This is a genomic window from Nitrosospira sp. CT (genome assembly GCF_059489795.1).
Genome location: NZ_JCAHZJ010000066.1, coordinates 93,842 through 114,533 on the forward strand (window position 1 = coordinate 93,842; position 20,692 = coordinate 114,533).

At 51.2% G+C, this 20,692-nt stretch carries 11 protein-coding genes and 1 pseudogene; 4 read left to right on the forward strand and 8 right to left on the reverse strand.

Annotated features, from left to right (window positions below):
- Positions 1 to 136: 136 nt before the first annotated feature.
- Together AC52W5_RS11955 and AC52W5_RS11960 are read right to left on the reverse strand one after the other, a co-directional pair.
- Complete coding sequence (locus AC52W5_RS11955; protein ID WP_495671149.1) at positions 137 to 1,444, reverse strand: alpha/beta fold hydrolase; 1,308 nt, start codon at positions 1,442 to 1,444, stop codon at positions 137 to 139.
- 37 nt (positions 1,445 to 1,481) lie between these two features.
- Entirely contained in the window at positions 1,482 to 3,581 is a 2,100-nt protein-coding gene (locus AC52W5_RS11960; protein ID WP_495671150.1) for a S8 family peptidase, read from the reverse strand.
- Between the two features lie 554 nt (positions 3,582 to 4,135).
- On the opposite strand from AC52W5_RS11960, the gene AC52W5_RS11965 reads away from it, so the two are divergent.
- Positions 4,136 to 5,542 carry a peroxidase family protein gene (locus AC52W5_RS11965; RefSeq protein ID WP_495671151.1) on the forward strand — a complete coding sequence of 469 codons (1,407 nt, stop codon included), beginning with the start codon at positions 4,136 to 4,138 and terminating at the stop codon, positions 5,540 to 5,542.
- Positions 5,543 to 5,615: 73 nt separating this feature from the next.
- Complete coding sequence (locus AC52W5_RS11970; protein ID WP_495671152.1) at positions 5,616 to 7,280, forward strand: lipoxygenase family protein; 1,665 nt, start codon at positions 5,616 to 5,618, stop codon at positions 7,278 to 7,280.
- Positions 7,281 to 7,495: 215 nt separating this feature from the next.
- On the opposite strand, the gene AC52W5_RS11975 is transcribed toward AC52W5_RS11970, so the two are convergent.
- The 4 genes from AC52W5_RS11975 to AC52W5_RS11990 all read right to left on the reverse strand — a co-directional run bounded on the left by AC52W5_RS11975 (position 7,496) and on the right by AC52W5_RS11990 (position 12,173).
- The gene (locus tag AC52W5_RS11975) at positions 7,496 to 8,701 is read right to left on the reverse strand and encodes a catalase family protein (RefSeq protein WP_074972359.1); all 1,206 of its coding nucleotides are present in this window, start codon (positions 8,699 to 8,701) and stop codon (positions 7,496 to 7,498) included.
- A complete protein-coding gene (locus AC52W5_RS11980; protein WP_495671153.1) occupies positions 8,698 to 10,212 on the reverse strand; it encodes a Dyp-type peroxidase in 1,515 nt (504 codons plus the stop codon). The genes AC52W5_RS11975 and AC52W5_RS11980 overlap by 4 nt, the downstream gene beginning before the upstream one ends.
- Positions 10,213 to 10,223: 11 nt before the next feature.
- Positions 10,224 to 11,528: a hypothetical protein gene (locus AC52W5_RS11985; RefSeq protein WP_074972361.1), complete on the reverse strand. Its 1,305-nt coding sequence runs from the start codon at positions 11,526 to 11,528 to the stop codon at positions 10,224 to 10,226.
- Between the two features lie 213 nt (positions 11,529 to 11,741).
- A complete protein-coding gene (locus tag AC52W5_RS11990) occupies positions 11,742 to 12,173 on the reverse strand; it encodes a hypothetical protein (RefSeq protein WP_074744536.1) in 432 nt (143 codons plus the stop codon).
- Positions 12,174 to 13,555: 1,382 nt separating this feature from the next.
- Here AC52W5_RS11990 and AC52W5_RS11995 point away from each other — a divergent pair.
- A pseudogene (locus AC52W5_RS11995) lies at positions 13,556 to 14,799 on the forward strand (IS3 family transposase).
- Positions 14,800 to 15,642: 843 nt separating this feature from the next.
- Here the strand turns inward: AC52W5_RS11995 and AC52W5_RS12000 are convergent.
- Together AC52W5_RS12000 and AC52W5_RS12005 are read right to left on the reverse strand one after the other, a co-directional pair.
- Positions 15,643 to 16,287 (reverse strand): hypothetical protein, encoded by a 645-nt coding sequence (locus AC52W5_RS12000; protein ID WP_495671154.1) that lies wholly within the window; start codon positions 16,285 to 16,287, stop codon positions 15,643 to 15,645.
- A 186-nt stretch (positions 16,288 to 16,473) separates the two neighbouring features.
- A complete protein-coding gene (locus AC52W5_RS12005) occupies positions 16,474 to 18,924 on the reverse strand; it encodes a S8 family peptidase (RefSeq protein WP_495671155.1) in 2,451 nt (816 codons plus the stop codon).
- Positions 18,925 to 19,737: 813 nt separating this feature from the next.
- On the opposite strand from AC52W5_RS12005, the gene AC52W5_RS12010 reads away from it, so the two are divergent.
- Positions 19,738 to 20,679, forward strand: a complete 942-nt coding sequence (locus tag AC52W5_RS12010; RefSeq protein ID WP_495671156.1) for a tyrosinase family protein — start codon at positions 19,738 to 19,740, stop codon at positions 20,677 to 20,679.
- Positions 20,680 to 20,692: the final 13 nt, after the last annotated feature.

The window sequence follows — 20,692 nt, forward strand, 5'->3', positions numbered from 1 at the left end:
CTGTCGGTTTTTTTCGACAGGATCACGCAGCGAACCTCCGTTCGCACTGAGTCTATCGGCAGGCTCAGGACAAGCTTGTCGAAGCATACAAGGAGCGGTCCTCAGGATATGTTTCTCTGCCTGGCGATTAGCCGATTTATGCGGTTGCGACGGCTCTGCGCACCATATAGCCAACTTCCTTCCCTTTTACATCCTTGTGGTCCTTGATGAAATCGCTGGCTTCCAGATTGAAACAGGTGTCGGCCTTGAAAGTATAGGCACCGCCTACGGGAAGCAACTTGCCTTCGATGGCTTCGCCCTGCTCCATTTTCTGTGCTCCGTTACGACCCATCGCTCCAAACAAGTCATCCTTATCACCAAACGCCATGGTTTTATCGCCGCTGATGCGAGATGCAAGCGGATATGCCAAACCTACCGCTCTATCATTGGGCGTATGCGTGATAAGGACTGGACCCTTGACTCGATGATTATCCACGACCCCACGGTAAAATCCCTGTTCAATCCTTGAAAACCCGTTCTGGGAGAAAGCCGCCTGGAGGAGTGCCATGCTTTTTATCTTGTCGGTTTTCGAGTTCAGTGCCGCGGAGGTAACAACGCGGCAGCCGAAGCTGTGCCCGATCAGATGGATGCGTTCAATCTGCGAGGCAAGTTTATCGATCAACGGGGCAACCCCGTTCTTGCCAACGGCTCCCGATCGCGTCTTCATCTCATAGTAGGTGGTATAGTTGAGCAGATTTATGGCAGCTGCCTTGAATCCGGAAAGAATCTCTACCAGTCCCGCCGCTCCGCCTTCTGCCGGCGCGGGAGCGCTCACACCGAGCGGCAACGCTGCCCCGCCTCCCGCAACATCCTCGCCCAGATCCTCTTCCTCGGCCTTCAGGTTTTTCATCAATTCGTTGCCGTCATCCTTGAAGAAGATATTGGACGCATCCTCCTTGCCCGCGGCACTCGGATCGAGCAGGGAGCGCATTTTTTTCACAAATTCATCCCGGACTGACGCTTTTTCCTCGAGGTCCGGAAGCAATGCTTTCGCCTCATCAAGAAGTTTCTTGTGCTCCGGATCGGTGAAAATTTCTTTCATGTCATCCAGTTTCTCTTCCAGCCGCTTGATGGCGTCGCCATTTCCACCCCCAAGGGCGGCGCCACCTCCCCCAGTGGCAGGAGTACCCGAAACGGCAACAGATGTATCATATTCCCTGGATGGCCAGAATACCCCCAGAATGACAGGCTTTCGCCCGGACAAATCATTTGGTTGTGCGGTGGCGGCAAAACTTGCAAAAAAGCTGTTATATAGATCTTCTGCCTTGGACTTGTTGTTGTTCCATCCGTGCGACATGATGATAAGGTCAGTCACACCGGCAGGCAGAACAACTCCCTTTTCAGGACCCTGCCCGTTCTTGTCGAAGCTTGCTTCCACGTAAGGAATTCCCGCGATTTCATCCATTGCCATGCTCCTTTTTTCTCTTCTTATACTTTCAAAATCACACCGACTGAATAGCGCGCATCAGGTCAATGAGGCCAGTGCCCTGGAAGTAGCGGTCGCGCCGCAGGTCAGTAGCCGTATCAACGAAAATCTCTTTAACACGTTCTGCCTTGCCGATGAACTCGGTTCGCACCGAGAGAAACGCGGCGATTGCGCCGCTGACATGGGGAGCCGCCATACTCGTGCCGCTGGTTTCGACGTAGTCGCACTCGATGGTCTGCGCGCCCTCACTTTTTAAATGGCCCGTGGCACATGAGATGATTTTTTCGCCGGGCGCGACGAGGTCCGGCTTGAGGCGGCCGTCGCCCGTCGGCCCTTTCGAGGAAAAGTAGGAAACCCCGTAAACGTGCGGCATGTCGCGATGGGTCGAACCCACTGTAATAGCAAGTTCCGCATTGCCGGGATCATTGATGGTCAGCGCCATTCCTGCCGAGAGCGCACCTGTGGCGGCCTTCAACGTGCCGTAACCTGTATTGCCCGCGGCGACGACGACCACGACCCCGGTTTTTACCAACCGGTCAACCTCGACGCAGAGTGGACTCTGGCCGCAGGCGAACCATTCGGGCTCGAAGGTATATCCCAGGCTCATGTTGACCCCGTGGATCAGAAGCTTTCGGCCGTAACCGTTGATCTCCTGCACGTGGGCGATGGCCGCGATGAGATTGCTCACGCTCCCTTTTCCGTTTTCGTCCAGTACCCGCAGGCTTATCAGCTTGCAGCGCGGCGCCATTCCGCTGATGCCGTCCACGAGTTTTATCTGCTGGTATTCGACATCTTCGGAACCCGTTTTCAGATAGCGGGAAACCGCTACAGGAATTCGGGAGGGTGCCGCGGAATCGCCCGCCGGAGGGGAAGCATCCGCTGACGCAGTCCCTTCTGTTCCTCCTCCTGGTGCACCAGCCGGACGCCACTCGCCGGCAATGATGCCTGCCACATGCGTCCCATGTCCGTTCTCATCGTCGAACGGGCCGCTGCCGTCAGCCGTAAAGTCTTTATGCCATGTGGAATCTTTATCGACGTTGTTGTGCTTGCGAAAGTGCTCATGATCCTGCTTTATTCCTGAATCCATCACCGCCCAGGTGATTCCGGCGCCCCGCGCGGAAAAAGAATTTTGCGCCGCATCCGCTTTTATCGTGGCGATGGAGTGGGTGATGGAGGCAGAAATCTCGAAATCCGGCCATATACGGAAGATAGCGCGAAATTTGCCCGAGTTGATTTTTGCTGCACGAGCCTTCGCTTCATGGCTCGTACCCCGTACTTTTTCCTGAGCCTCGCGAGCCTTCACCTTTGCCTGGGCAACATCGAGCTCGATGAGCGCCTTGATGGTACGGGCTTCCAGGCAGGCGAACATGTAGCCGCTTTCGCGCTGTTCCTTCTTGAGATGAACATCCTGGCCCGCGTCGTACACTTTCGCTTTGTTCTTGGCCTCTTCGATATTCTGGTAAATCCAGCGCCGGGCCTCTTCCCGCCCACCCGGATATTCGAGATTGATATCGATGATAACTTCGTAACGTGTAGGGTGGATCCGAAGGATAGGTGGTTTCTTTGGAGCTTCCTCAACCTGTGACAGCCGTTCGTTTGCGGCTGATATTCGCCGTATTATGGTTGCGTGCAAGCTGGCAAAGCTATAGGCGCCATCCTCCGAGACCGGCCCGATTTTCTGAGCCGCGATCGCTTCCTCGAGATCCTTGTGGCGCCGTTGCTCCATCAAAAAAAGATTTCCGTAAATATCAGCCCGGCTCCTTGTCGAGCCGCCACGCACCGGCGTGCCCCGTGTTCCCGCTGGGGCCATCTCCTTGCTCTCTTCGACCCGTTTTTTCGATGCTTCCAATGCCTTCGCTGCCGCCTCTTCGGCCATCTTGACAACCAACTCCCGCATCTCCTCCGGCTTCCCATCGAATTCTCTGTTGTATTCGATCAGCGTATTGAATTCTCCATTTTCGGGAAACGGATGCGCAGCCCGAAAAGCTTCAATTCCTCTTAATTCCTCCTCCATCTGCCGCAGAAGAGGAATAGCAATCACGGAGCGGTCAAGCTCCAGCGGGTCAAAAACTTTGACAGTGGGCTGACTTTCCGGGGGCTGGTTGGAAGGGGACATTGCGACCTCTTGTCATGAGCCAGGATAACGTTGCATTCGCATTCTGATATTAGGCTATTTTTAAGTTTTTACAACAGATCAACGGTTTTGACGTTCCCTTTTTTATGAACTATTGTGAATTGACGATATTCATGACAAAGCATGTTTTTGTGCGGGTTGCGGGACTTCCTGTTCCAGCCCGGTGGTGAAAAACAGCCCTTGCGCATGCACGTTGACAGAGTCGAAAAATGAGCAATTCACCCACTCTCCGTGGACAGCATCGCTGGCTTGCCGATCTCTATCCGTGCATACCCCACCGTTCTGAAAAACAAGAATATGGGATTCGTCAATGACTTGCCGCTTACACGAAGAAGGGGTGTGAGATTATGTATGAATTTTTTTTCCCGATCCTGTTTCGGATTGCGAACAGATTTCCCTGGCTCGTCAGAATTGTTTCGCGGATAACATGGTTACGGCGGTTTATCAGTGACGCTTTTGTCAATTGGCAAGCCTATTCCACCAACCCTCGGCCCCGGCCGTTCTCGCTGGCTTCATCTTATACGACCTGGCAATCGTTGACGGATAAGTCATTTACCGGAAGGCATCTGCCGGAGGTGGAAGGGGATCAGAATCTACCGGATATGGAAAGAGTCGTTGATTTATGGCGAAGAAAAGAGAACAAAGAAATACCCTCAGTCGATACAAGCATACTGTTTGCTTTCTTTGCCCAGTGGTTTACCGATAGTTTCCTCAGGACGGATTTTCGCGATCGCCGGAAAAATACATCGAACCATGAAATCGATCTTTGCCAGCTCTATGGTTTGCGGGAAGAAATTACGCATTATTTACGGCTGAAAAAAGATGGGAAGCTGAAGTACCAGATTATCGATGGAGAAATTTTTCCTCCCTACCTTTTTAACGTTGAAGAGACGACTACGGGCCACTGGGTGTTCGCAGATAAAGAATTCGAGAAGCTGCACCCCCGCGAGGTTCTGGATTTTGTTTTTAGCAATATCCCCGAGGAACGGTTGAAACGCATGTTTGCCGCGGGGCTGGAGCACGGCAACTCGTCGGTTGGCTATACCATAATGAATACATTGATGTTGCGTGAACACAACCGGATTTGCGACCTGCTAAAAGAAGCTTACCCAACATGGGATGATGAACGCCTGTTTCAGACGGCAAGAAACATCATGGTTGTGCTGCTGATCAAAGTGGTTCTGGCGGATTACGTCTCGCGTTTTACGCAGTTTGGTTTTACCCTCGACCCCTCCCCTGATCTGGCGGAAAAGCAGCGCTGGTACCGCACCAACTGGATCTCCCTGGAATTCAACCTCCTGTACCGGTGGCATTCCATGGTCCCCGAAAATTACAGGGTCGGTAACAAGTCATACCCGCTGGATAAGTTTCGTAACAACACCCCGCTGGCAATTCAACATGGCATCGGAAAACTGATAACGGCTGCATCGATGCAAAGAGCAGGCCGTATTGGTCTTCACAATACACACGATTACTTTTTCTATCCGCTGCCCGTTGGTGACGATAATCGAAGCGTCATGGAGCGTTCCATCGCAATGGGACGTCAGGCCAGGCTCCGTCCCTTCAACGACTATCGCGAGGCGTTCAGCATGCCCCGTTTGCGGAGTTTCGAGGAATTGACGGAGGACAGCGAACTACAGCGGGAACTGAAGGACCTTTATAAAGACCGGATCGACGATCTGGAGTGGCAGGTTGGCATATTTGCCGAAGATCATGATGAAGGCTTCAGTCTTGGGCGCCTGATGGTACGGATGGTGGGGTACGATGCGTTTACCCATGCGCTGACAAACCCACTTGTATCGATCTATGTACACAATGAAAAGACCTTTTCAAGGGTTGGACAATCCGTTATTGAAGAAACAAGTTCACTCGCGGATATCGTCAAACGTAATGTAAGGAATAGCGATACGGTCGTTGCAAGCTTCAATACATCTGTGCAGTGATCAGTGAAAGATAGGGCACATAGAAAAGCTATGGAAACCAGGCGAGAACCTTATTTTTATAAAGGAGTGCCTCGTGTCGAACAAGCTACCGCAGAACGAAGAAAATACAGGTAAAGAAGATCGGAAGAATTATCTTCTTCAGAGGCAGGCTGAATATCAATATGCCTATGAGTATGTCGATACTATTGCAGTCGTGCGTAAACTGCCATGGCGGGAGATACCCGGTATTGGATACTGGCTCCGTGGGGGGATGAACCTTTTACGGTTGATTCCAAGTTTACCCAGCCTATCGGTTACCTTTTTGCGCTACCTGCTCGGCAAGCCGATGGAAAGTTATCGGGATTATGTTTTTTTTCCGGCAAGTCCTCCAAACCCCGATCTCGTCGATAGCTTCCAGCAAGACCTGGTATTTGGCCTGCAACGCGTCATTGGAGTAAATCCTGTAATGTTGCGCGCTGTAACCCATCAGAATCCTCTGCCGGAAAAGCTGCCGGAACCTGAGATACGACAAATTTTTGAAGAGCAGGTTGATGAGATCGACTATGCGACTGCCACCGAGCAAAAGCGCCTATACGTCCTGGACTATGCAGTCCTGGATGTATTGCAGTCAAACCCGGGGTATATCGATGGCGGGAAAAAACAATATGTCACGACTCCGATCGTCGTGTTGTTCCTGCAATCGGATGGCATGCTGCGGCCGATTGCCATCCAGCTATACCAGGATGCCAGGCCCGATAATCCAATCTATACGTCAAAAGACGGCAATCTCTGGCTGACAGCGAAAATGTTCGCCCAGGTCGCAGATGGCAACCATCACATCCTGTATACCCATGCGACCCGTATTCATTATGTGATGGAAGCCATTATCATGGCTTCACGAAGACAGCTTTATAAATCTCATCCGCTTTATGTTCTATTAAATCCGCATCTTCAACACACGCTCAATGTCAATCACCAGCACACTTTCCTGAAAGACCGGAAAGGACGGCCGGGCCGGTATGGTGAGTTATTTGCCGGAGACTATGACTCGATGACTCAGTGCATGGCCAATGGCATGACGAGCTTTAATTTTAAAGAATCCGCCTTCCCTGATGATATTGCGAAGCGGGAAGTCGATAATCCTGATCTTTTTTATCCCTATCGCGATGACGGCATTTTGCTGTGGAATACGATTCAAGGCTTTTGCAAGGAATATGTCGATTTATATTACAAATCTGAAGCAGATGTTACTGACGACTATGAAATTCAGGCATGGGCACATGATATCAGTGCGCGGGATCGCGGCAGGATTCCCGGGTTTCCGGCCAGATTCGGATCCAGGCAAGAGCTGAGCGAGACTCTCGGTCATATCATTTTCCTATGTACTGCTTTTCATTCCTGCATTCACTTCAACCAATACAAATATCCGGGATTCGTTCCCAATATGCCGCATTCGGCTTATGCACCGCCTCCGGCTGGAAAAAATGCTGAAATTGATGCAGTTGGATTATTGAAGATTCAGCCGGCATTTCGAGCTGCTTATTCGCAAACCTGGACCTATTTCCTGACGAATTTTCGTGTCAGCTCGATCGGTCAGTACAACTTACAGCCATTCGATTCTGAAGCACACGAGGTGATAGAGCGGTTTGGGGACAGGCTGAAAGAAATAGAAGAGGAAATCGACCAGAGAAACAGCAGACGTTCCTTTGCCTATGATCGCATGAACCCAAGATTCATTCCGAACGGTGTAACCATTTAATGGAGGGTGAAATTACAGCGCAGACCCACCTGTCAGATTAATTCTGAACTACCACAACTATTGATTCAGCGAGCAAGCAGTACAAACGTCATACCGGCGGAAGCCGGTCTCCAGTGACGTTCAAAGCACGCCATTACTGGTTTGGCGAATTCCGGTTTGCTGGATTCCGGGCAAGCCCGGAACAAGGGGATTCATAGTGCTTTCTGGCCGGATCATTAGTCGAATATCTCATCCCCGGTTGGTTCAAGATGGGTGGTTTCATTCATCTCCTGCCGGAATTTGGATAGCTCATAATACATTCTGAAGCGTGCCCGATTCAGGTTGCCTAACGGCCTGTGTTCAGGCAGGCAATGCCAAGGATTCATTTTCAGCCGCTTGGCAAACTCAAACTGCGCATCGGAATCAAATTTCTGTTTCGGGATATGAACCGTGGCAGCAGGAATAAACGGGGAAAGCTGTTCCGGCCACCGTACCGAACTATCTTCAATAGGCATCAGATGAGGGTCCGTCTGGAGTTGAATCATAAGATCAAACTCGACATCCTTCTCATTCAAGGTCTTGATCATGTTCTCCCGCAGATAATTAAACGGCGGGGTGCCAAATGGCAGGCCAGGAATATGGGTTTCAACATCTGTCGTTTTCGGTACGAATGAATACATCATGGCCTGTCCTTCACCCAGCAGATAGGGAGTGCAGCTCCAGTAACGCTGCCCCAACGGATTATATTGAGTTTCATTCCACAGGCTCTGCATGAAGAAGTCAAGCAGGTGGGAATCCTTGGGATTGAGAAAATAATAAAGCGTCATATCCACCAGGCTCCAGTATTGCAGCTTGGCATTTTCCCGCGTGTTGGGTGTGACGAACGTCGCGCCGCCACTGGTCGTTATGAAATCCTGCGTGAATTTTTCCTCGCTCATGAGTTTTTCGCCCGGAACACCCATGATTTTCACCGCCATGCTCATGAAACCGACATCATTGATATCGGCAGGCACGTTCGGTCCTGGCCCGGAATAACGCACATAGGCAGGATAGGTGCGGGGATTGGCAAAAATACCCTTGCGGCAATGTTCCGGCAAATCGTCCCGGATGGTTACCGTGGCACGCACAATGCCGTGTGTTTTTGTATTGCCACCCCGCTCATACCCTCCCGGTTTGAAACGGCCGCGCATCTGATCCATCATGAGGTCGATAATCTTGTTCAGGCTTTCTTCTTCATCCGGATAGAATTTTTCTTCAGCCAGTTGCAGACCTTCGTTCTTGCGCCGACGATTGATCAAGTACTGAATAAACTTCGCGCTGGGTTCACGGAAGAGATAATCCCACTGGGCGCGGAACCAGGGTTCCAGCCGGCGCTCGATCCGTAGCAGCAGAATCAGAAAATTGTGAATAGCCTTCAGTATCCGGTTCTTTATCTTTGTCATGATGGGCTACCAGTCCTGTTAGCAGGTAAGGCGGAAATGTATTTGAGTGCGCGCAGCCCCGGCATAAAAAAGTATCCGCCACCAAGGGTGGTAACAAACTGCGGCAGATGACAGGTTGTCCGCATCGGCCCCGATGGATCGGGAGAATTAAAATGATCGGTGCTCTCACCGCTCATCAAGGGTTCGCGATTCCCCAGCATTGGATCTTTTTCATTTTGCACGCCATCGAATTTACTGTTCATGGTCCATGCATTCTGAACAAACTCGAATTGCCGCGATATGTTGCCTACCAGGCAGATAAACTGTATTCCCCGTTCGGCAACAGGTGCCTGGGGTTTGATGGCATCTTTCGGTGCAAGCGCCGGCCCATAAGAGCGACCACGCCGCAGCAAACGATGAAAACGGGAAGAGGCGACCAGATCTTCATCCGGCCTTTGACCAAAACCCAGTATTTTGATCAACCGGTCTAAGGGACCACATGCACTCGTAGGCAAATCGCCTGTACGCGGATTGGATCGGCGCACATGAGCGCCGAGCGGGCAATAGTTCCCCTTTGAGTCCTGGTCGTAGGTAAAATCGTTCTCATATTCTTTGCGCGAGATACCTGGAATGTGTGCCGGAACCAAAGGCGTGCCATCGAGTTCCCTACCCACCATGGCAGCGGCAAGCTGCTCGCGTTTTTCCGGTATGTGATCCGACACCTTGTCAAGAAACTGCCAAAAGCCCGGAACATCCTGGCTCAGTTGACGAAGCACCAGATATGTCCCATTACGGCCGAAATCCTTGAGGGGGGGATCATCCTCGGCGCTGGGCAGCACGGTTGCAAGCTGGTCTTTCCGGGAATCGATGAGCGGCCGCGCAGTGTACTGCCCATATTCATTGCGATAGCCAAGCACGATTTCTCCAGGAGCCAGCAAGTTGGAATAACGATCGCGCTCGTGGGTATCCGTGCTTTGCCGCTGCATCCAGTCCACGGTTGGCTGGCTGATGCTATCCGGGAATCCGAAAGGCTCGATGTCACCGATATAAAGCGTAGGTAATTCCTGCAGCAACTGAAATGCGCCTGAGAAATATTCACCTTCTATGGTTTTTTGCCAGGCAGTGATACCTCCTTTCGTGGCGTAAAGCAGTAACAGGACATGCGGAACCTGTGCCGCATTGCCTCCCCATTTCCACTGTTGCGGCGCATTGTTGCCGACATCACCCAAGCGGCGGGAGCGGCTTTCATCTCCTGCCATACCTACGATGAACTCATCGGAAAAGCCCTCGACAATGGATTCCTCCAGTCCCAGGGCGCGCAGACCCTCCACGGAAAAGGCAATCTGCAGTGCCGTGTCTGGCGGAGGATCCTGCGTGATGGCGCTGCTGATGGGTGCTGTCTCCAGCCATTTTTTGGCCAGATCGGCATTTACGATATTCAGCAACATAAAAGAGGTATCCGTCAGCTTCCCATACCCAAAGCGCAGCAGCCCCTGAAGATCATCGAATTCAAAGTCGCTTGATTCTTTCATTTCCATGCTCCTCAGATCAGGCTGAGCCATTCACGGATTTCCGCATCATTGGATTGCCGAATTTCCACGCCTTGCCGGATACGGCTGTTTCGCGCGAGATCAACGGCTGTCAATCCCGGGTACGCCTTATACCAAACCTCGGTAGGTATTTGATGTCGCCTTTGCGTATATTTGAAGGCATGCTCCCGGTTTGCGCCTTCCTTGATGATCCACTGAGTGGTGGGGTAGCCGACACCATTAGTGAAGGTAAGATTGAGGCCCCAGCCAACCTTATTGATAAAATCATCCATATAGCTTTCATGGCTGCCATCATAATTACTGGCGAAAAAAACTCTATGGTTATTGTCCATGAACACCCAGCGGGCAAAGTGAATCGTTTTTATTCGGGCGAGAAATCCGTGGTTGTATATGTGCCTGGCAAAATAGTCGGTCAGCAGGAGTATGAATTTGAAAGTCAGCAGGCGGACCACCCCAGGTTTCACGTCACCGAACACACTATACTGATTACTGACATCCTGATCTTCCTGCACTGTAAGCTCTGCCAAATGTTCACGGCTGGGCCGGATGAAGAGCTCAGGGTCAGAGCGTTCAAGCATTCTTAAACGTAGCGCAAAGATAAGTGCAATAACCAGTAATAGCGGGGATAGAAGAAGCAGGATCAATGGAACCCCGATCATATGCAGAAGATTGCGCATTTTCCATTCGGGGGGTGTGGGTTCTGCCGGGGTTAACGTAAGCGTGCCTTTGTATTTTTCCATTTCGACATAAGACAACAGCTTTTGCCGTAAAGCACGAACGTTTTCCCGGCCCACATCGTCAGCAGTTTTCTGCAGATAGATGGACAAACTTCGATGTAGCGCTGCTTCTTCATGGATCTGCCTGACCGTCCGACCAATCCAGTTAACATAGGTGGCGCTGGCATTTATATTGTTTGCCTTCATCCAGCCCAGCAAGTCTTGGTCTTCTTCAGAAAAACCTTCGCAATGAGAAAAGATTTTTTTTAGACCTGGCTCTGCACGCTCAATCAGTTCCAGAAAAAAAGTCTGCATATCCCCGTCGATATCGCCAAGAAAGGCGAGTGTGGGTCGCCACGGTCTTGGCGTTACACCGAATTCTCTAATTTCCTGTGCGGTTCTTGCTTCTATGATCACGAAACGCGCAAAATGCACGCGATCAAACTTCCTGAATGGAATCAGCTCATTATCGGGGTCAGCATGACCGGGCAGGTTATTCATCGAAGCCAGTAAGGCGCGCAGGTCTTTCAACTGTCCGTCACGTACAGCCGCAACAATCATGAAGCTGGATTGAGGTGTCATGGCTTTTTATCTCACTAGATATTTATACGACTTCTTGTTTTTCTGCTCAACCGGCTTTCCTGCCCCCCGATTGCGAAGTATAAGCTGAGCCCGTCAGTGAAACAGCCGCCATCGTGAAACGACGGAGTTCCGATAACCGCAAACCTGTTTTGAAGCCTCAAACATTCAACCCGAATGCCTGAAAGCGGAGTGTGGCGGAATCACTCAGATAACTCAGAACTGCAGGAAGAAGTCTATAAGGTGCTTGTTGCCCCAGTAAACCTTCCCCAGATATTGCTTGTCCGCCACCTTGCGGATTTCGTCACGGATCCGTTGGGCAACTGTGGACGTTTCCGAATAATCGAGAACAATGCATGGCTTGTGGTCGAACCAGCTATCGTCCTTGTACACCTTGGCGATGATCGCGCGAAAGCCAAAAGGTGAAATTTCGTTCTTCAAGGTACTTGTCTTGGCATCAAAAATCTTTCCCTGCCAGGCAAAAAAATTGATGACCTGAGCGATCGCATAGTTGTAAGGCGTGCCGGGCGCGATAATAGCGGTGCCCTTTGCTTCACCGTCCGGTATCTCGCCGACTTCCCCGGAAGAAAACAATTTATCGAGCTCGTCTTGCGACATATTGATCACCTGCTGAATATCGTAAGCCATTATTACCTCCCTATCTCCTGTTACGCATTCTTTATTAACCCCGACCGGCACCGCACACGCGATTCGGCTACTCCTATCGCATCCCGGACTCGTTGTAGCAGCTCTTCCAAACTCGAATAAGGTTTTCTCCGGTTGCTCGCCTCACGTCCCGCTCTTCAAAAGCCAGGACTACCGATCAATCCTGCCCATCAGAAATTGGCCCCCCACTCAGACTCAGGCGCCTCCGCTTAACCCACCTATTTCATCATATATCCGATCCCCAATTAGTCAATGTGAATTTTTATCAGGTGGGCGTCCTTTTGTTGATTCTTGGCATTGGCCTCGGGGAAAACGGTCTTCGGGCCATGGCCTTGATGGATTCGTTCTTACTCTGAGCCTCCTTTCGGGTCGAGTACCGGATTCATTGTATTTGCTGCAAGACGAGGACAAACGCTTGCCGTATTTAATGATCAACAGGCGCTACTACCAGCACATCGCTCCATTTTGGGGTGTAACAGGGCAGACACAATCTTCCATCATTCTTAGAGGAGTCAGAGTTCCGTTTTTATTCGTGGCGCAGCTCAATTTTTCCAGTAAATCCTTCCTCTATAAACTGATCTATATGCCGTAAACCCTGGCATATTTGTGGTATTCATTTCATACCTCCTATTTCATTTTAAGGTTCGTATACGGCATTATTTCGCTAACATATCAATTCCCACCGAACAACCCAACGCCGGAAAATGGAAAGTGTTGTCGCACGAGTTGTAGCAAATTGATTATATCTAGGGAGAGGTGGGAACATGACGCAAGCTACAGGATGGTCATCAAATTTTGACTTTGGGGAGGCGCTAAAAGACGGAGTAGGAAAGCTACCGCTAGAAGATAGTGCACTCGGGTTTTCTAGGGTCCACTCCTTGTACGGAAATTGCTGCTTTCACTGTAGAAAATAAGCCTGAAGCACTCCGCCCCCACCACATAAGCCGGGGTGGTCGACGGAGACACCGCATCCTACTCAGCTTAATAGGGGCAATTCCCTCTTTTTCGCTGTTTCCGTATGGTTTTTCCTTAGAATAGCAAGTCCTAACAAATTCTCTGGATTTCATTATTACATTTTTAAAAACATTCACAGGGTCTTCAGAAGCGGCACCCAATTAGGCAATCTAACCTGCATTCCCTACCAAGCCCAAGCTCTCTGCAAGCAGAAAAGCATTCACCGAGACAATTTAAACTCAGTTGTTGTGGCACTACGGCTCCACTATTCACTCCCAAATATACATTACCGCGATAATGCTCACCTGTCGTATATATCGAAGTATCGGCAGTAAATCCTGGTATGTTCATGATTGGACTAGCCCCCAATTCAACCGGACACGGATGCACTGATGACAGGAGATAGGCGTATGCCTGGTGCTATGCATAGTGCTTCTGGTTCTGATCGCATTGAAGTCGTCACCGGGGTTGGGCGCCGCAGGCGCTGGAGCCTGGGTGAGAAATTAAAAGCTGTTGAGGAATCGCGCTTGCCGGGGATGAGTGTCTCGTATGTGGCACGAAAATATGGTATTGCTCCAAGCTTGTTATTTCGCTGGAGGAAGCTCATGGCTGAGGGAGGACAGGAAGCGGTACGTGGCGACGATGCGGTAGTGTCCGCGCCGAGGTACGGGAGTTGAAAAAGCGGATTCGGGAGCTTGAGCGGGTGCTGGGCAAGAAAACCCTGGAGAACGAGATTCTCACGGAAGCGGTGAAGCTTGCCCATGAAAAAAACTGATCTCGCGCATGCCCTTGCTGCCAGAGGATGGTTCCCTATGAAAGCGGTTGCAAGGGCTCTGGGTGTGGCGCGCTCCCATCTTGTGGAACGGATGAAGCCGCAGGCAAAGCCTGCTCGCTGCCGCTACAACAAGGCTGACGACGCCTGGCTTTTGCCCTTGATCCGCGAACTTGTAGATTACCGGGACCTACGGATACAGAAGGATTTGCGCCCTGCTTAACCGGAAGCTGGACACCTTGGGCAAGTCTGCCGGCAATCATAAACGCGTCTATCGCATCATGCGCCAGAATGGGCTGCTGCTGACCCGGTATACGGGTAGACAGCGCGTGCTGTCTCATGAAGGTCGTTACCTTGCGTTCCAATTTGCGCTGGTGCTCGGATGGCTTTGAGATTCCCTGCTTGAATGGGCAGGTGGTGCGCATTGCCTTCTTCCTGGATTGCTGTGATCGGGAAATCATCAGTCATGTTGCCACCACCGGCGGCATTACCGGGGAGATGGTGCGTGATCTGATGGTCGAATCCATCGAGCAGCGTTTTGGGTCGGTCTCCAGGCTCCCGCACGTGGTGGAATGGCTAAGCGACAATGGCAGTTGCTATACCGCCAGGGAAACTACTGCTTTTGCCAGGGATCTGGGCTTTATCAGCTGTTTTACTCCCATCAGAAGCCCAGAATCCAACGGCATGGCCGAAGCCTTCGTCAAAACCTTCAAGCGGGACTATGTCTATGTCCACGATCGGCCCGATGCAAAAACAGTCATGGCACAGCTTGACCAATGGTTCGAGGATTACAATGAATACCATCCTCACAAGGGGCTCAAGATGAAGCCGCCCAGACAATTCATCCGCAGCCAGTTACTAACCGCATCCTGTCCGGTTTAATAAGGGCAACTCCAATGATATACCTCCTTTCATGGGTTAAAGTTCATGCTCTAATATGTCGATTTCTTGGTGACTAGGTAGAGGCATCCCTTTGGTCACATCCATCTACCTCGTACCGCTTTAGTTGACTGCCCACGTCGTCATATGGAGCACATTACCCCGCTCTCTGTGGGCATCCAGACCTTGAAATGAAAGGGCGCTGGTTAACCTGAGGATGGACAAGTACCTAGCCCGGTACAGAAATGAGAACAGCCTACGAGCCTCTTTTAAATTCCACATGGAATGGGCATAGGACCGCGCACCGCTCTACGCCCTCCAATTTCCCGACACTCAGCATAAAGGGTTTCAAGGAGGCCGTCACAGCCAACCTAAAATATCGCTCATCGATCAGCGGTGATTCCTTGGTACCACTCGTGGCGGAGGACGTCTTGGCCTACCACCACATGGGCCGTCAAATTGGGTGATTCCACAGCCTACCGTATCTGAGAGGTGTGCCTACAGCACGTACGTTCACACCTTAATCTCCGCCAAGGCCACCCGCTTCTAGTACAGTCATCGGTGCACTGGGGTGGGTCGAGACGTTGGCGCAATCAGCGCCCAAGGTAACGATGGAACCCTCCATCTTGCTAGTAGCTTGGAGCCGCAGTATAGCTCCAAGCCTTGTATATTGATGCTTCTGCATTAAAACCTGGCATTGCTCATTTTCAATCTCCTTTATCAGCTTAGGACTGACTCACTAACAGAAATAGTCCATCTGCTCATTCAAAATAACGTGTCATTATTTAAAATTTTCCAGTATCAATCACTCCAGTACCCTACGGTGAAAAGTACGTAATTTCATGTCTATGTGATAATGAGGCGAGCAGTCCCTCTAAGTTTTAGCGTTTCGTACGTCTCGACCTGCAACCCGTTACCAGTGCCTCCAGGCCCGGCAAAAGGAGTTTGCCTAGTGGTGATTATCGCTGTTGTCTCAATTGGGAATTCCCTCTCTTCCTCTGGCAGATAAATCGTTGGTAACAGCAGGGTCAGGAAAACGACGTGTGAATCCGGAACTTGCTCGATCAAAACCGTGACTAGTTTACTGATTTTAGGCTGGGTTATATCTATCTCATCTCCACGAAAAGTGCGGCTCTCGCCGTCCTCATCCTTATAAGTGAGTACGGGTTCCCCCGGAAAGCTTGTTGTCGCAAAGGTGATCTCCTTATTTTCTCCTTGCAGGGTGTATTCATTCGGCTCCCTTTGTGGGGTAGCTGCACCATTAGCCATTTCAATTCTCCTTCCGGTTGATTGTTGATCGTATCTTCCTGTTTGAACAGTGACTTCTAAATGCGGCGGCACAATCCCTCTGGTAAAATTACCCTCTATTTTTGTTACTATGACCGTATACCCAAGGGGACTATCAGTATCTTCTGGCGGTAATTTTCGTACCGCGTCTTTTAGCGCCTCCCCAAAGTCAAAGTTTGCTGACCATCCTGTAGCCTGACTCATGATTCCTCCTGTCCGTCAGTAGAATGTTAAAGATGCAACTGAAAGTATATCTATACAGTCATAAATCACGGGCAGGATTATCCGGGACCTACGCATACGTCATCGCATTCCCCGCTCGCACAACTGCCACAGCACCTTCTGCCCCCTGGGCAACAACGTGCACCTCTATCTCCTCTATGCATATACCTAGCATATACGTCCGACTGATACTCTAATGGAATGCGTTGCCTCATTGCCGTCGGCGTCTCGTACCTTCAGTGTAATCGTATGGGGGAGAAGCTCGGGGTCGCATGGAACTTGAGGTCCGCTGAGCGCTTTAGTGAGTGTTCTGCCCATTCCGAGAAATCCATCAATATGTGAGTACCATGACATGCCCGAGTCCGGTAGAGGTCCCTCTTGAGGGTCAGTGCCTTCACCCTGAAACGTAATGTTCTCGCCGGGAGCGACATTAGTGTTAGTCGCCGGTGCCAGAATACGGGCAGTAGGATGACCGGCTGCTGCTTCGACCGTCAGCGAAATGCTGTCTTGCCCGATCTGGCCCGTCGAATCCGTCGCCGTTAAAGTAATGATATGAGTTCCGATATTTAGTGGGGTTTGAATTTCCTGGCCCGATCCTAGAGGACCATTGAGGCTGGAGGCCCAGGTTAAATTTGCCGGTGGAATCGGTTCGTCCCAATCAAATCCACTACCACGAAAGTTGATCGTCTGATCTGCAAAAAATGTTGCACCGTCGCTCGGCAGGGCAATAGTCGCGATAGGAATTTGATTGATAACTGTCACAGCAATCGGGGCAGCAGTAGCTGTGCCGTCAAATTGATCTGTAGCGGTCGCTGAGATCACATGATCTCCCAGGCTGAGGACCGGGGCTTGGCAACCAGTTGCATACCCCGAGGTTCGACAAAGCTCCCCGTCACGATCAGACATGAAAACCACGGTACCTAGAAAATCGTTGCCCCGTTCTGGATCCGTTACCCTTGCATGAAAGAACTTGCTTTGGTTATATGGAATGGTCGCGCCGTCCCGGGGGATATTGATCGTGATAGAGGGCGGCATATTTCGGCGAACGCGCTCGACAGCGCGAAAGGCGTCTATATAACCTCGCACGTTCGGATCTCGGCTGGAGTTAGCAGTTTCTTTTAAATATTGGTCAACCCGAAACCAAGGCAGCGATGGAGCAAGTGCCTTCATCAGCGCCACAATGCCCGAGACGAACGGGGCGGATGCGCTTGTGCCGCCGAAACAGCATACTGCGGTAATCCCTTCGCTCCCGACTCGCGGTGGGATTACTGTCGAGGCAATATTGCTGGGGGCCCAAATATCAACAGGGGAACCATAATTATATAAATTGTCGCCATTTCGATCGATCCCGCCTACGCAGATTACAGTAGGCGTTTCGCAGGGAATCAGACGCAGCCTTTGATTACTGAGATCGTTTCCAGCGTTTCCAGCGGAGGCGACGATGACTACCCCGCTACTCGCCGCAAAGAGTGCCGCGCTTTCCATACTCGCAAATATATCGTCCCCTTCGGGCCAAATGCCGCATAGAATATTAGCCACCTGGCACCAACCGCTGAGGCTGACATTGATGACCTGCGCGCCGTTAATAGTCGCGGACCTGATGGCATCGGCCACCATAAAGCTTGTTATGTCTGTACGGATTAGCATGGGCCGGGCGATCGATCCGCCGGTCCCTGCTCCACCGAAGCGGTTAGCAGGGACCGCGGTCGCAACAGCAGCGACGTGTTGTCCATGCCAATCACCTGATGGTGGACCGTCCGCGCTGAGGTCGAAATCAACCAAATCCATTTGAATGGGACGGGAAGGAAAAAAGTCAGGCTGCGCGTTGATCGGTCTTCCCCTTACGTCCACGTCGAATCCACTGTCTATGATGGCAACAATAGGTGGGGTCCAGACACCAGGTGAGGGAACTCCTTTATAGCTAAGGTATCGCCAGGCACGAATAACTCCCACCGAGAGGCCTTGATCGCCAGGCGTATTCGGATCGTCGTCTTCTGACATCCACCACCAGCTTTCAGCATCCAGAAAGCCGCCCCCAACGTTCGGATGCTCCTCCACCCTATCGAGGTGCATCAGCATGTTGGGTCCGACTATACGTCCGTTACGAAGTTTTTCTCTCGCCAGTAGTGCGCCGAGCCGAGCCGCTTCATCAGATGAAAATACATGCAATCCACGTGAGCCGCCCTCCCCCATATTGCGAGTCAGATCGCCCAGTTCTGATCGTTGCGGATCGATCCTGATCAGATACCATCCGCTTGAGGAGGGGCGTACTGGACTTGTCGCCGCAACTTCGGGGAGCATGAAGGGTTTTCCGTCGCGCAACACCGTCCCACCGTAGGTCGTAAGAAAGGATTGCAAATCTTGTGAATTCTTTGGCCGATAAACCACTTCATTCGCAACGAATTCATCTTTGAGCCCGGTAGGTCCTACGAGTACTGCCACCTTACGTGGAGCCCCGCGGTTAAGTCCTGGAAGCTCAGGTTGCGACGGGACGATAGATGGGTCAACAAGATAGCGAAATGATTCTTGGTGGACCTTATGCAAATGCCCACAGGAGGCTAGCACGAGAAACGACAGAATAATGTATATGTGTTTGGTTGACGTGGTAATGACGCTCATGATGAACTCGACGACAAAATCAGGTGATTTTCGGCCGATTGGCTGTATGGATACGTCTAACAATAGTCCTAAGTTTTAGCGTTAATTGTTCGCTACCGTACGTTCCATAACTATTATCATCTTCCTCTTCCGTACGTGAAGTTTACTGTCCCCGCTTTACACTGAAGTATCACGTTTGAGTGGCGAGTACCCCCTTCCCATCGGTCATCCCTTTGCTTGGGGCAACGCGTATGCATTCAATGTTAAGGAGGTGTATGTAGAAACAATCAACGATGATCCTTTATCATTCCATCGCTTACACCCCTAAAGATTCTCATCCTTCATTTAACATTTCTCCCTTCAGATTTGCACATTCTCTGCCGTAGTGAGGTAGAGGTTATTCTTCCACGTCTTCTATGAATGGTGGGGGAGCTGGTGTCAGTAAAGCCTTCTCTGTCAAGGAGACAGCTTAGAAGTAGAACTTTCCCCCAACATCCCACCCGGCTCATCCCCTAAGTTCAGACCACTATTCGCTCCGATCCGCGACGCTGCCGTGCGCTGCCCATTTTAAATGTAGGGTAAGACTTGCAGCGCGTCCCTTGCCATCGACGGCCGTAAAAGCGGCAGGTTTTTTGAAACGAAACGCCTGGACACAGAACTCTCGATTCCCTCCCATCCAAGCACAGACAAACCACAGCCAAGCTCCGAAAAATCGAGCGGATCAACCGCCATGTACTATAGTTACTGTGTGTAAGGCGTATTGGGCATCGAGCGGGAGTCATATTGCCCGCTTGCTTTCCTAAACTCCGTCAACCCTTTGTCAGGAGCAAAAAAATGAACCATTCGCATGAGACCGGCAAGCACCTTCACCCCAAAACCTTCGATGAAGTTCTCGCTCTCGGTTTTCCGCTGGACAAGCTGGAATTGCTTAAGGATATCCATAAGAAACTCGTAAAACCCCTGCTTGGCGGAGCAGCTGCCTTCGCGCCCAAACCCCCGGGCGCACCAGTCACTCGCCAGAATCAGGCGGACCTTTCGCCGGAAAACCGGGAGGCATTCCGCAATGCGATTGTTCGTCTGGTAGAGGAAGGCAAATACCTCGAACTGGTCCAGTTTCATATGGACATGTCGCATGACATGCATGGCATGATGGGCGAGACAGGCCTTTACCGTTTTCTGGGCTGGCACCGCCGTTATCTCGTCGAGTTCGAGCGGGAATTGCAGCGTGTTGACGCTGTTCTCCGCCCTGACTCCAATGAAAAACTCGCGGTCCCCTATTGGCGTTGGGAAGACCCCTTCCCCGCTTGGCTGAACAGTTTTCTGCCTGCAAACGATCCGGATACGGGAACGCCGCCACCCTCGCGCAAAAATGCGTCGCCACCCCAAAAGGCCGACGCGTCAGATGTGGATATCATCGTTAACCAGTTCTCGATCCAGGATACCGGTCTGAACAATGAGAATGATTACACGAAATTCACCTATGGAATCGAGGGCTGGGGCCGGAGACCGGACGGAACGAGCCTTCCCGCTCACAATCATGGTCATGCCTGGGTGGGCGGCATCATGAACAATACGATGTCGTCCCCCACGGATCCCATTTTCTGGCTTCATCACTGTGAAGTGGACCGCTTGTGGCATATCTGGCAACAGGCAAATCCATCAGCGGAACCCAACCTGAGCGGGTCTGACCGCATCATGGATCCGTGGGGGGAATCGTACGATGATCTGGTGGATACGGAAGATCTGGGGTACGTCTACGACTCGACGTCGTTGTAAAAAGAAACCGCCC

Coding starts and splice junctions, on each gene's coding strand:
- AC52W5_RS11955 (WP_495671149.1), bottom strand. CDS start 1,444: ATGGATGAAATCGCGGGAATTCCTTACGTGGAAGCAAGCTTCGACAAG.
- AC52W5_RS11960 (WP_495671150.1), bottom strand. CDS start 3,581: ATGTCCCCTTCCAACCAGCCCCCGGAAAGTCAGCCCACTGTCAAAGTT.
- AC52W5_RS11975 (WP_074972359.1), bottom strand. CDS start 8,701: ATGACAAAGATAAAGAACCGGATACTGAAGGCTATTCACAATTTTCTG.
- AC52W5_RS11980 (WP_495671153.1), bottom strand. CDS start 10,212: ATGAAAGAATCAAGCGACTTTGAATTCGATGATCTTCAGGGGCTGCTG.
- AC52W5_RS11985 (WP_074972361.1), bottom strand. CDS start 11,528: ATGACACCTCAATCCAGCTTCATGATTGTTGCGGCTGTACGTGACGGA.
- AC52W5_RS11990 (WP_074744536.1), bottom strand. CDS start 12,173: ATGGCTTACGATATTCAGCAGGTGATCAATATGTCGCAAGACGAGCTC.
- AC52W5_RS12000 (WP_495671154.1), bottom strand. CDS start 16,287: ATGAGTCAGGCTACAGGATGGTCAGCAAACTTTGACTTTGGGGAGGCG.
- AC52W5_RS12005 (WP_495671155.1), bottom strand. CDS start 18,924: ATGAGCGTCATTACCACGTCAACCAAACACATATACATTATTCTGTCG.
- AC52W5_RS12010 (WP_495671156.1), top strand. CDS start 19,738: ATGAACCATTCGCATGAGACCGGCAAGCACCTTCACCCCAAAACCTTC.